Below are 11,781 nucleotides of genomic sequence, written 5' to 3'. Positions count from 1 at the left end.
GCAAGCCCGCTCCCACAATTCATCGGCAAGTCTTAGCCAGCCAGCACCCGCGCCAACGTCGCTTTGACCTTGCCCATGCCGTCATGCAGCGCCTGCTCGATTTCAGCCATGGTGATAATCGCCGTCGACTTGCCCGCCGCCGGGTTGACCACCAGCGCCAGGCACGCGTAATCCAGTTCCAGCTCGCGGGCCAGAGCAGCTTCCGGCATGCCGGTCATGCCCACAATGTCGCAACCGTCACGCTCAAGACGAGCAATCTCTGCCACGGTCTCAAGACGCGGCCCCTGGGTCGCGGCATAAACGCCGTGGCTGCTGTAGGAACACCCCTCGGCTGCCAGCGCGCCAATTAACTGCTCACGCAACGACTCGGTGTAGGGATAGCTGAAGTCGATATGGGTCACATGCTCCAGATCACCGGCAAAATAGGTGTGTTCGCGACCGCTGGTGTAGTCGATCAACTGGTGCGGCACGCAAAAATGCCCGGTACCCATCGCCATGTGGATACCACCCACCGCATTGACCGCCAGAATCGCCTCGGCCCCGGCCTGCTTCAGCGCCCACAGGTTGGCGCGGTAGTTGACCTGATGCGGCGGCACCCGGTGCGGGTGGCCGTGGCGGGCCAGGAACAACACTTCGCGCCCGCCGAATTCACCGATCTGGATATCGGCCGAGGTCGGCCCGTAAGGCGTGTCCAGCGCCAGGGAGCGGCTGATGGTCAGCCCTTCCAGCTGGGTAAGCCCCGTGCCGCCGATAATTGCGTAAACCGTCATTGAGGCAGATCCCTTAATCAATTAATTGAGCATCTTTGAGTGCGCCCATCGCTACCCGCCAGCGCGGGCTCTGCCGATAATCGGTGCTGGCCCAGGCCTGACCGCGCATGCGCGCAATGCGCGGCGACGGCGTTACCTTCAGGCGCTGGGCCGCAGTCAGCGCCAGCTCTGCCGCTGCACGGTCGTTGCACACCAGCCCCATGTCGCAACCGGCCGTCAGGGCCGCCTCGATGCGGCTGGCGGCATCACCCACCACATGGGCACCTGCCATCGACAGGTCGTCACTGAAAATCACCCCGTCGAACTGCAGCTCGCCGCGCAAGATATCCTGCAGCCAGCGGCGGGAGAAGCCTGCTGGCTGGCTGTCGACTTGCGGATAGATCACATGGGCCGGCATGACGGCTGCCAGTTGTTTGCTCAAGCGGGCAAAGGGCACCAGGTCATGGGCACGGATCTGCTCCAGGCTGCGCTCATCAGTAGGGATGGCTACATGAGAATCAGCTTCAGCCCACCCATGCCCCGGAAAATGCTTACCGGTGGCAGCCATGCCCGCATCGTTCATCCCGCGAATAAATGCCCCGGCCAAAACAGCGGCGCGCTCGGGGTCGCCCTCGAACGAGCGGCTGCCCACCACCGCACTGCGCTGATAGTCCAGGTCCAGAACCGGGGCAAAGCTCAAGTCCAGCCCCACCGCCAGTACTTCAGTGGCCATGATCCAGCCACATTGCTCGGCCAGATACTCGGCATTGGGGTTGTCGGCAATCGCGCGCATGGCAGGCAGGCGCACAAAGCCCTGGCGCAGGCGCTGCACCCGGCCGCCTTCCTGGTCCACCGCCAGCAGCAGGTCCGGGCGCACGGCGCGAATTGACGCACTCAGCTCGCGCACCTGGCGCGGGTGTTCGATATTGCGTGCAAAGATGATCAACCCACCCACTTCAGGCTGGCGCAGCAATTGCCGGTCTTCAGCCGTCAGCCAGGTACCGGCGACGTCTACCATCAAGGAGCCTTGCAAGGCAGAACTCATGGGAAATCCTTAAGAAAGAGAGCGCTTGTTGCCCGGTCCGGATGCGCGGGCACGGGCCTGCGCGCCGCACTCCAGAGAGGCAGCGACGAATCGACAGACGGGAACAAGACAGGGCTGGGCATGGCAGCTAGCTTAGCGGAACAAAGCTGCCGCGCCCACCCGCAGCAGGTCAAACCTTGGCGCTGACCGGTGCGGTTTTACTGCGCGGGCGAAGCTGGGCACTGGCCATTGCCGGATCCGTGACGCCGCTCTCGGCACGCATGCCGGCCGCGAGGAACGGCACCATCAGGCGCATGACCTGCTCGATCGAGGTGTTGACGCCAAAATCGGTCTCGGCAATGGCACGCAACGCCTTGATCCCGGACATGCTGAAGGCCGCGGCGCCGAGCATGAAATGCACGCGCCAGAACAGCTCGATGGGCGGGATCTGCGGGGCCGCTTCGTTGACCAGCAACATGTAGCGACGGAACACCTTGCCGTACATGTCTTCAAGGTAGCGGCGCAAATGGCCCTGGCTCTGGCTAAAGGCCAGCCCGAGCAAGCGCATGAAGATCGACAGGTCGTTGCCGCTGCGTGGCTGGATCACCAGCGCCTGCTCGACCAGCATCTCCAGCAACTCCTCAAGCGTCGGACGATTCTCCGGCTTGCCCTGACGGCGCTCCAGCTCACGGTCCAGGTTGGCACAGAATGGCCCCAGGAAGCGTGAGAACACCGCCTGGATCAGCGCTTTCTTTGAACCAAAATGGTAATTGACCGCCGCCAGATTGACCCCGGCCTTGCTGGTAATCAGCCGCAATGAGGTTTCAGCAAACCCTTTTTCCGCGAACAGCTGCTCGGCAGCATCAAGGATACGTTCAACGGTTTCCGACTGGGCCATGACTACTCCGCCTGACAAACATTTAAACACTTGTTTGAAACATACGTTTCAGCTTGTGAAAAGTCAAGATGACGTATTCGTTTTGCGACCGGGCGGTTTCGCATTTAACCACAGCCTCGGCCAGCCAGGCCCCACCTGATAAAGTGCGGGCCACGCGACCTGGCAATGACCGTCCAGCGGACTGCCGGAAATGGATGATTGCCAATACGCCTTCACTGTATATAATCCCAGTCACTGTATAAAAAGACAGAGCGATCATCATGTTAAAACTGACGCCACGCCAAGCTGAGATCCTGGCTTTCATCAAGCGATGCCTGGATGACAACGGATACCCGCCCACCCGTGCCGAGATCGCACAGGAACTGGGTTTCAAGTCCCCCAACGCCGCCGAAGAACATCTCAAGGCCCTGGCCCGCAAGGGCGCCATCGAGATGACTCCAGGCGCCTCACGGGGCATTCGCATCCCCGGCTTTGAAGCCAAGGCTGACGAATCCACCCTGCCCATCATCGGTCGTGTCGCTGCCGGCGCGCCGATTCTGGCGCAGGAACATATCGAAGAGTCCTGCAACATCAACCCGACCTTCTTCCATCCGCGGGCCGATTACCTGCTGCGCGTACAGGGCATGAGCATGAAGGACGTCGGCATCTTCGATGGCGACCTGCTGGCTGTACACACCTGCCGCGAAGCGCGCAACGGCCAGATTGTGGTGGCACGCATCGACGACGAAGTGACCGTAAAACGCTTCAAGCGTGAAGGCAGCAAAGTCTGGCTTATCGCTGAAAATCCGGATTTTGCCCCTATTGAAGTCAATCTCAAAGAGCAGGAACTGGTTATTGAAGGCCTGAGCGTCGGCGTTATTCGCCGCTAATAGGAGGCGTCATGCAGTTTCCCCACACACCGCTGCCAGCACAACTCACCCTGTTCGAGGCGTTTATGGCACAACCCATGACACCGGCAATCCAGGGCGTGCTCGACTCACCCTGGAGCGCCGAACCTGAAGTATTCAGTGAACTGTCGCTACGCGGTGCCGCCGGAAACTGCCTGAACCTGCTTGCCCCCATGTTGCGCGAGCTGAGCGAGCAACAAAACGCCCGCTGGCTGACCCTGATCGCACCGCCTGCAAGCCTGACCCAAAGCTGGCTGCGCGACGCCGGGCTGAACCGCGAGCGCATTCTGCTGCTGCAGCCCAACGGCAATAAAAGCGCCTTGCAGCTCACCTGCGAAGCACTGCGCCTGGGCCGCAGCCACACAGTGGTCAGCTGGATCAACCCGCTGGCCAGTGCTGCGCGCCAACAGTTGATCAGCGCTGCGCGTACCGGCAACGGGCAAAGCCTGAATATTCGTTTGGGCTAAACAACCGACGCCGCCACAGGGCCAGTGCAGAACGCACTTGCCTGACTGTGGCACCGGATCCGGGAGCGCTTAATGAAGAATGCGCGGCCCATCGTCTTTTTCAAGCTCGCCTTCGGCCAGCCGACCCGCCATTTGTACACCGACGCTGAGCATGGCTTTGGCCACCTCAACGTGCTGCCCCTGAAGAAAAGCCTTGGCATCTTCAGAAAAATTCAGCGTGACCAAAGACCCTTCGTCTTCAGCACGGCGCAACTCGATGCGGCCGTCTGGCAACTCGACAATTTCTAGAAAGGACGTTGGCATATAAATGTGTTCTCCACGAAAGCGTGGGAGTATATCAGCCATCCTGCTGAAAATTCCCAGGATCTGTAGTGCTTAGGCCTACAGACTGATGAATGACTGTACCGTTTCGCTTTTGACCCTCAGCACTCGTTGAGTCCATCACGGAACCGAATGGCCAGCGCCTTGAGGTTCTGGCGCCACTCTTCCAGGGTTTCGCGGCTTAGCCCCAGCGGCGCCTCGTCCTCCAGGTTGACCGTATCGATCAAAGGCTGGAACACATCCACCTTGACCTTTTTCGGCGCCTGCAGGGGCTGATAGAGCGCGGCATGGGTGGCCACCAACTGCGCCAGCCAGGTTTGCGGCGCGCAAGCCAGCTCGACCAGCTCTGCCAGCTCAGGGATGGCCTTCTCCTCCAGCACCTGGCGGGTGAGCAGCAACTCGACCCGTGGCGCGCTGGCTTGAGACAGGCGATAAAAGCCCGCAATCTCATGGCACAAGCCAAGCAAAGCGCCATACAGGTGGAAAATCGCCGATTCGCGTTCAGCCTGAACCAGCGCCTGAGCATTCATGGCCCGCCCTTCACTCGCCTTGTTCATGGCCTCCAGGGCCAGGCCAGCGAAATAGATCTTCTGATTGGTACGGGTATAGAGTTCGTGAGCCATGGGGGCGCTCCACAACGAATGGATAAAGGCAGGTGGTGCAGTCTCAGGGATCAAGGCGTGCTGGCGCAAGCGTTGCACATAGGTCTCGTAGCAGCTGCCGAGGAACGAAGGCTGCGTTCGGCGACGCAGTCGTCGTAAAACTAGAGCGCTCAATATTGCTGACACACCGAGTCGCCTGACTTACGACGGCTTCGCCGCCGAACGCAGCCTCGTTCCTTCGGCAGCTGCTACAAACCTTCTAGCCAAAACAAAAAACCGCGCAAGGCATGCAGCCCTTGCGCGGTTTTTTTATTCAGCGATCAGCTCGGATCAGGCGTCTTTTTCTTTACGCTTGTCTTCAACCTTCCAGGCCTTGCCGTCGTAGAACGCACGCCAGCCAGTCGGTTTGCCATCCACTTCAGTCTGCACGTACTGCTCTTTGGTTTTGCGACTGTAGCGGATCACTGCCGGGCGGCCATCCGGGTCTTTCTTCGGTGCTTCACACAAGAAGTGGTACTTGGGATCGATCTCGTCCTTGTGCGGAACAATCTCGATCACCAGCGGTGCGCGGGTCTCGCGGTTTTTCGGGAACTGGCTGGCAGCCAGGAACAACCCCGAAGCACCATCACGCAGGATGTATGTGTCGTTGACCTTCTCGCACTTAAGCTCCGGCATTTTCACCGGGTCCATTTTCGGCGGCGCCGCTTCACCGCTTTTCAGCAGTTTACGGGTGTTCTTGCATTCGGCATTGGTACAGCCGAAGAATTTGCCGAAACGCCCGGTTTTGAGCTGCATTTCGCTGCCGCACTTGTCGCACTCCAGGCTCGGCCCTTCGTAGCCCTTGATGCGGTAGTTGCCTTCTTCGATCTCATAGCCAACACAATCCGGGTTGTTACCGCAGATGTGCAGCTTGTGCTTCTCGTCCAGCAGGTAGGCGTCCATCGCCGTACTGCAGATCGGGCAACGGTGCTTGCCCAACAGTACCAGCGACTCGGACTCGCCTTCATCGTCCGCGGCGATTTCATCACCCGGCACCAGGTTGACCGTGGCCTTGCAGCGTTCTTTAGGCGGCAGGCTATAGCCCGAGCAACCCAGGAAAACACCGGTCGAGGCAGTACGAATCTGCATCGGACGACCGCATTCCTTACACGGGATGTCAGTCATTACCGGCTGGTTGGCGCGCATGCCGCCTTCCGGCGCCGCCGCTACTTCGAGCTTCTTCTTGAAGTCGCCGTAGAACTCGTCCAGCACGTTTTTCCAGTCGCGCTCACCCTGCGCCACGTCATCGAGGTTCTCTTCCATGCCGGCCGTGAAGCCGTAGTCCATCAGGTCGGAGAAGCTCTCGGACAGGCGCTCGGTGACGATATCGCCCATTTTTTCGGAGTAGAAACGGCGGTTATGCAGCGCCACGTAACCACGATCCTGAATGGTCGAGATAATCGCCGCATAGGTCGAAGGACGACCGATGCCACGTTTTTCCATCTCTTTTACCAGGCTGGCTTCGGAGTAACGCGCAGGCGGCTTGGTAAAGTGCTGGCTCGGGTCGAGCTCGATCAGCTTCAGGGCATCGCCCTGGGCCATGTCCGGCAGCACATCGTCGTCGCCCGGCTTGGCAATTTGCGGCATGACACGAGTGTAACCGTCGAATTTGAGGATGCGGCCCTTGGCACGCAGCTCAAAATCACCGGCCGCCACCGTGACGGTGGTCGACAGGTATTTGGCCGGCAGCATCTGGCACGCCACGAATTGACGCCAGATCAGCTCGTAGAGGCGCTCAGCGTCGCGCTCCATGCCCGTCAGCTTGCTCGGGTGCATGTTTACGTCAGAAGGACGAATCGCTTCGTGAGCCTCTTGTGCGCCCTCCTTGCTGCTGTACACGTTCGGCGCCGGCGGCAGGTAGTCCGCGCCAAATTCGCCTTCAATGTAGGTGCGCGCCATCTCGACCGCATCGGCCGACAGGTTGGTGGAGTCGGTACGCATATACGTGATGTAGCCCGCTTCATACAAACGCTGGGCCATCATCATGGTTTTCTTCACCCCGTAGCCCAGGCGATTGCTCGCGGCCTGTTGCAGGGTGGAGGTAATGAAAGGCGCCGACGGCTTGCTGCTGGTCGGTTTGTCTTCACGCTTGACGATGCTGTAGTTCGAAGCCTTGAGCTTCTCCAGCGCAGCCATTGCCTGCGCTTCGTTCAGCGGCTTGAACGCCTCGCCTTTTTCGCGGGCCACGTCGAAACGCACCTTCGCACCCTTGGCGGTGCCAAGATCGGCGTGGATTTCCCAGTATTCTTCAGGGTTGAACGCACGGATCTCGCGCTCACGCTCCACCACCAGCTTCACAGCCACCGATTGCACGCGGCCTGCCGACAAGCCACGGGCGACCTTGGCCCACAGCAGGGGCGAAACCATGTAACCCACTACGCGATCGAGAAAGCGGCGAGCCTGCTGGGCGTTAACGCGGTTGATATCCAGTTCGCCCGGTTTGGAGAAGGCTTCCTGAATCGCTTTTTTCGTGATTTCGTTGAACACCACGCGCTTGTAGCGGGTGTCATCACCACCGATGGCTTCGCGCAGGTGCCAGGCAATGGCTTCCCCCTCGCGATCCAAGTCGGTTGCGAGATAGATGGTGTCAGCATCCTTGGCGAGCCGGCGCAGCTCTTCGATAACCTTTTCCTTGCCAGGCAGGATCTCGTACTTGGCTTTCCAGCCGTGTTCGGGATCAACGCCCATGCGCGAGATCAGCTGCTTTTGAGCCTTCTCTTTCGGCGACAGGGCCGGCGCTTCGCCCGCCGCTGCCTTGCCACGCTTGGCAGCCGGTTCTTTGCTGGCGCTAGCCGAACCGCTGGTGGGCAGGTCTCGGATATGGCCGATACTCGACTTCACCACGTACTCGTTGCCCAAGTACTTGTTGATGGTCTTGGCCTTAGCCGGGGATTCCACAATGACCAGCGATTTGCCCATGGATCAGAAAATTCCTGAATTCTAGAAGTGAAAGGCGGTTCGCGCCTGACGCGGCACCGCTATATATAGTGGCTACAAGGTGAGGTCAAGCACAGGGTTCTGCGCGACCTTGCCTTATGGCCTTGAAAAAACGCTGGGTTCGGCCTGAATCAGGGCAAAGCGCGGGACCTGTTCGCCCTCCACCACCACCGATTCCAGGAACATGCTCAGCGGGCGCACCCAAAAGCCGTAATCGCCATACAGGGCTTGGTAAAACACTACGTCCTCTTCGGTTTCGGAGTGGCGTGCCACACTGAATACCCGATATTGCGGACCTTTGTAATGTTGATAGAGCCCAGGTTGTAGCGGCATGTTGCGGCCCCTCTGCAAAATAAAAAAATAAATCCGCTTAAAAACAAAAACCGGGGCACAAGGCCCCGGCTTCCATCATCGCAACGCTTAGACGCGTTCGAAGACGGTGGCAATGCCCTGGCCAAGACCAATGCACATGGTGGACAACCCGAAGGTGCCGCCATTTTGCTTCATTACATTGAGCAAAGTGCCAGAGATACGAGCGCCCGAGCATCCAAACGGGTGACCCAGTGCGATGGCACCGCCGTGCAGGTTAACCTTCTCATTCATCTTGTCGAGCACTTTCAAATCTTTCAGCACCGGCAGGGCCTGTGCAGCGAAAGCTTCGTTGAGCTCAATGAAGTCGATATCGGCCATATTCAAGCCTGCACGCTTCAACGCTTTTTGCGTAGCCGGTACTGGACCATAGCCCATGATCGCAGGATCCACACCGGCAACTGCCATCGAGCGGATCACGGCCAGCGGCTCAAGACCCAGGTCTTTTGCACGCTGGGCCGACATCACGATCATGCACGAAGCACCGTCAGTGATTTGCGACGAAGTGCCTGCAGTCACGGTACCGCCTTTAGGGTTGAACGCAGGTTTCAACGCCGCCAGGCTTTCCAGGGTGGTATCTGGACGAATAGTTTCATCGTAGTCGAAAATTTTCAGGAAGCCGTTTTCGTCATACCCCTGCATCGGGATGATTTCGTCCTTGAACTTGCCTTCTACCGTCGCCTTGTGGGCGAGCTGGTGAGAACGCACGGCAAAGGCATCCTGCTGCTCACGGCTGATGCCGTGCATCTTGCCCAGCATTTCTGCGGTCAAACCCATCATGCCCGAGGCTTTCGCCGCGTACAGCGACATGTGCGGGTTAGGGTCGACACCGTGCATCATGCTCACGTGACCCATATGCTCGACGCCACCCACCACGAAAACGTCACCGTTGCCGGTCATGATCGCTTGCGCAGCTGTGTGCAGGGCGCTCATCGACGAACCGCACAGGCGGCTCACAGTCTGTGCGGCCGAGGTATGCGGGATCTGGGTCATCAACGACGCCATGCGCGCGATGTTCCAGCCCTGCTCCAGGGTCTGGTTGACACAGCCCCAGATCACGTCTTCCACTTCGCCAGGGTCAACCTTGCTGTTGCGCTCCAGCACTTTGCTGATCAGGTGCGCGGACATGTCTTCAGCACGGGTGTTGCGGTGCATGCCACCCTTGGAGCGGCCCATCGGGGTGCGACCGAAGTCTACAATCACCACGTCTCTAGGATTCAAGCTCATAATTTCACTCTCACTCTAATGGGGCGCTTAACCGAAGAAGCTCTGGCCGTTCTTGGCCATCTCACGCAGCTTCGCAGTCGGGTGGTACAGCGCGCCCAGTTCAGCGTACTGATCGGCCAGGGCGACGAACTCTGCAACACCGATCGAATCGATGTAGCGCAGCGCGCCACCACGGAACAGCGGGAAGCCAATGCCGTAGACCAGGCCCATATCGGCCTCGGCTGCAGTTTCAACGATACCGTCTTCCAGGCAACGCACGGTTTCCAGGCACAGCGGGATCATCATCCAGTTGATGATGTCTTCGTCGGTCACGTCGCGCTGCTCGTAAACGATTGGCTTGAGCACTTCAAGCACGCTCGAATCAACCAGTTTCTTCTGCTTGCCCTTTTTGTCAGCCTCGTAGGCGTAGAAGCCCTTGCCGTTCTTCTGACCCAGGCGTTTGGCCTCGTACAGCGCATCGATCGCCGAGCGGCGGTCGTCTTTCATGCGGTCCGGGAAGCCTTCAGCCATCACGTCGCGACCGTGGTGGCCAGTGTCGATACCGACCACGTCCATCAGGTACGCCGGGCCCATCGGCCAGCCGAATTTTTCCATCACTTTGTCGATACGCACAAAGTCGACACCGGCGCTGACCAGCTTGGCGAAACCGCCGAAGTACGGGAACAGTACGCGGTTGACCAGGAAGCCCGGGCAGTCGTTGACCACGATCGGGTTCTTGCCCATTTTCTTGGCGTAGGCAACGGTGGTGGCCACGGCCAGGTCGCTGGACTTCTCGCCACGGATCACTTCAACCAGCGGCATCATGTGTACCGGGTTGAAGAAGTGCATGCCGACGAAGTTTTCCGGACGCTTGAGGGCCTTGGCCAGCAAGCTGATGGAAATGGTCGAGGTGTTGGAAGCGAGGATGGCGTCTTCGCGAACGTGGTTTTCCACTTCCGCCAACACGGCTTGCTTGACCTTCGGGTTCTCGACAACCGCTTCGACCACCAGGTCGACGTTGCCGAAATCGCCGTAGGACAGAGTAGGACGAATGCCGTTCAGCACTTCAGCCATTTTTGCCGGGGTCATGCGACCTTTATCAACGCGACCTACCAGCAGCTTGGCGGCTTCAGCCAGGCCCTGCTCGATACCGTGCTCGTTGATGTCCTTCATCAGGATCGGCGTGCCTTTGGACGCCGACTGATAGGCAATGCCGCCGCCCATGATGCCTGCGCCCAGAACGGCCGCCTGCTTCACGTCCTTGGCGATCTTGTCGTAGACCTTGGCCTTTTTCTTCAGTTCCTGATCGTTCAGGAACAGGCCGATCAGGCAGTTCGAGGCGCTGGTTTTGGCCAGCTTGGCGAAACCTGCAGCTTCCACTTCCAGGGCTTTGTCACGACCGAAGTTCGCGGCTTTCTGGATGGTCTTGATCGCTTCAACCGGGGCCGGGTAGTTCGGGCCGGCCTGGCCAGCCACGAAACCTTTGGCGGTTTCGAAAGCCATCATTTGTTCGATAGCGTTGAGCTTGAGTTTTTCCAGCTTCGGCTGACGCTTGGCCTTGTAGTCCAATTCGCCACTGATGGCGCGCTTGATCAGGTCCAGGGCAGCTGCGCCCAGCTTGTCAGCAGTGACCACAGCATCAACGGCGCTGACTTTCAGAGCGTCTTCTGCGCGGTTTTCCTTGCCGGAGGCAATCCACTCAACCGCGTTATCAACACCGATCAGGCGTGGCAGACGTACGGTGCCGCCAAAGCCCGGGTAGATGCCCAGTTTGACTTCCGGCAGGCCGATCTTGGCGCTGTCGGCCATGACCCGGAAGTCGGCTGCCAGGCACATTTCCAGGCCACCGCCCAACGCGATGCCATTGATGGCTGCGACGGTGGGTACATTGAGGTCTTCAAAATCGCTGAAGATCTTGTTGGCTTCGAGGTTGCCAGCAATCAGCTCGGCATCCGGCAACTTGAAGTTTTCGACGAATTCGGTGATGTCGGCGCCGACGATAAATACGTCTTTACCGCTGGAAACGATGACACCCTTGACCGAAGCGTCGGCCTTGATCGCATCTACCGCCTGACGCAATTCGTTCAGGGTTAGACGGTTGAATTTGTTGACGGACTCACCCTTGAGGTCGAACTTCAGTTCGACGATGCCACTTTCAAGAGCCGTAACCGTGATGGCTTTACCTTCGTAAATCATCAACTGATCTCCAGGATATGGAAGCTGAACAGTACACGTCAGAAGCTAGCGTCTGGCTGTCACTGACCTTTGCGTCAATGCTGTTG

The 11,781-nt window shown here is 59.0% G+C and carries 11 protein-coding genes; 2 read left to right on the top strand and 9 right to left on the bottom strand.

Annotation, left to right across the window (positions count from 1 at the left end):
- Positions 1 to 32: 32 nt before the first annotated feature.
- The 3 genes from AB3G35_RS09895 to AB3G35_RS09885 all read right to left on the bottom strand — a co-directional run bounded on the left by AB3G35_RS09895 (position 33) and on the right by AB3G35_RS09885 (position 2,671).
- Positions 33 to 770, bottom strand: a complete 738-nt coding sequence (locus AB3G35_RS09895; protein ID WP_088379317.1) for an S-methyl-5'-thioinosine phosphorylase — start codon at positions 768 to 770, stop codon at positions 33 to 35.
- Positions 771 to 783: 13 nt separating this feature from the next.
- The gene (gene nagZ / locus AB3G35_RS09890) at positions 784 to 1,782 is read right to left on the bottom strand and encodes a beta-N-acetylhexosaminidase (RefSeq protein WP_169844879.1); all 999 of its coding nucleotides are present in this window, start codon (positions 1,780 to 1,782) and stop codon (positions 784 to 786) included.
- Positions 1,783 to 1,963: 181 nt separating this feature from the next.
- Entirely contained in the window at positions 1,964 to 2,671 is a 708-nt protein-coding gene (locus AB3G35_RS09885) for a TetR/AcrR family transcriptional regulator (RefSeq protein WP_016780054.1), read from the bottom strand.
- Positions 2,672 to 2,931: 260 nt separating this feature from the next.
- Here AB3G35_RS09885 and lexA point away from each other — a divergent pair, with 260 nt between their 5' ends.
- Positions 2,932 to 3,540, top strand: coding sequence for a transcriptional repressor LexA (lexA, locus tag AB3G35_RS09880; protein ID WP_369782589.1), 609 nt, complete (start codon positions 2,932 to 2,934; stop codon positions 3,538 to 3,540).
- Between the two features lie 11 nt (positions 3,541 to 3,551).
- Positions 3,552 to 4,025: an SOS-induced cell division inhibitor SulA gene (gene sulA, locus AB3G35_RS09875; protein ID WP_088379316.1), complete on the top strand. Its 474-nt coding sequence runs from the start codon at positions 3,552 to 3,554 to the stop codon at positions 4,023 to 4,025.
- Positions 4,026 to 4,094: 69 nt separating this feature from the next.
- On the opposite strand, the gene AB3G35_RS09870 is transcribed toward sulA, so the two are convergent.
- From AB3G35_RS09870 to fadB, 6 genes are all read right to left on the bottom strand, one after another.
- The gene (locus AB3G35_RS09870) at positions 4,095 to 4,328 is read right to left on the bottom strand and encodes a hypothetical protein (protein WP_003446620.1); all 234 of its coding nucleotides are present in this window, start codon (positions 4,326 to 4,328) and stop codon (positions 4,095 to 4,097) included.
- A 119-nt stretch (positions 4,329 to 4,447) separates the two neighbouring features.
- Entirely contained in the window at positions 4,448 to 4,969 is a 522-nt protein-coding gene (locus AB3G35_RS09865) for a DUF6586 family protein (RefSeq protein ID WP_095041341.1), read from the bottom strand.
- 309 nt (positions 4,970 to 5,278) lie between these two features.
- Positions 5,279 to 7,906, bottom strand: coding sequence for a type I DNA topoisomerase (gene topA, locus AB3G35_RS09860; RefSeq protein ID WP_106117168.1), 2,628 nt, complete (start codon positions 7,904 to 7,906; stop codon positions 5,279 to 5,281).
- Between the two features lie 114 nt (positions 7,907 to 8,020).
- Positions 8,021 to 8,257 carry a DUF1653 domain-containing protein gene (locus AB3G35_RS09855; protein ID WP_016780048.1) on the bottom strand — a complete coding sequence of 79 codons (237 nt, stop codon included), beginning with the start codon at positions 8,255 to 8,257 and terminating at the stop codon, positions 8,021 to 8,023.
- A gap of 87 nt (positions 8,258 to 8,344) precedes the next feature.
- Positions 8,345 to 9,520, bottom strand: a complete 1,176-nt coding sequence (gene fadA, locus AB3G35_RS09850; RefSeq protein ID WP_086796108.1) for an acetyl-CoA C-acyltransferase FadA — start codon at positions 9,518 to 9,520, stop codon at positions 8,345 to 8,347.
- A 27-nt stretch (positions 9,521 to 9,547) separates the two neighbouring features.
- The gene (gene fadB / locus AB3G35_RS09845; RefSeq protein WP_016780046.1) at positions 9,548 to 11,695 is read right to left on the bottom strand and encodes a fatty acid oxidation complex subunit alpha FadB; all 2,148 of its coding nucleotides are present in this window, start codon (positions 11,693 to 11,695) and stop codon (positions 9,548 to 9,550) included.
- Between the last annotated feature and the right edge of the window lie 86 nt (positions 11,696 to 11,781).

Origin of the sequence: Pseudomonas sp. WC2401 (assembly GCF_041200115.1) — a bacterium.
Classification (GTDB): domain Bacteria; phylum Pseudomonadota; class Gammaproteobacteria; order Pseudomonadales; family Pseudomonadaceae; genus Aquipseudomonas; species Aquipseudomonas fragi.
Note: the sequence above shows the minus strand (reverse complement) of the source record. Positions and strands in the feature narration are given on the sequence as shown.

Coding starts and splice junctions, on each gene's coding strand:
- AB3G35_RS09870 (WP_003446620.1), bottom strand. CDS start 4,328: ATGCCAACGTCCTTTCTAGAAATTGTCGAGTTGCCAGACGGCCGCATC.
- lexA (WP_369782589.1), top strand. CDS start 2,932: ATGTTAAAACTGACGCCACGCCAAGCTGAGATCCTGGCTTTCATCAAG.
- topA (WP_106117168.1), bottom strand. CDS start 7,906: ATGGGCAAATCGCTGGTCATTGTGGAATCCCCGGCTAAGGCCAAGACC.
- AB3G35_RS09885 (WP_016780054.1), bottom strand. CDS start 2,671: ATGGCCCAGTCGGAAACCGTTGAACGTATCCTTGATGCTGCCGAGCAG.
- AB3G35_RS09895 (WP_088379317.1), bottom strand. CDS start 770: ATGACGGTTTACGCAATTATCGGCGGCACGGGGCTTACCCAGCTGGAA.
- AB3G35_RS09865 (WP_095041341.1), bottom strand. CDS start 4,969: ATGGCTCACGAACTCTATACCCGTACCAATCAGAAGATCTATTTCGCT.
- fadB (WP_016780046.1), bottom strand. CDS start 11,695: ATGATTTACGAAGGTAAAGCCATCACGGTTACGGCTCTTGAAAGTGGC.
- sulA (WP_088379316.1), top strand. CDS start 3,552: ATGCAGTTTCCCCACACACCGCTGCCAGCACAACTCACCCTGTTCGAG.
- fadA (WP_086796108.1), bottom strand. CDS start 9,520: ATGAGCTTGAATCCTAGAGACGTGGTGATTGTAGACTTCGGTCGCACC.
- AB3G35_RS09855 (WP_016780048.1), bottom strand. CDS start 8,257: ATGCCGCTACAACCTGGGCTCTATCAACATTACAAAGGTCCGCAATAT.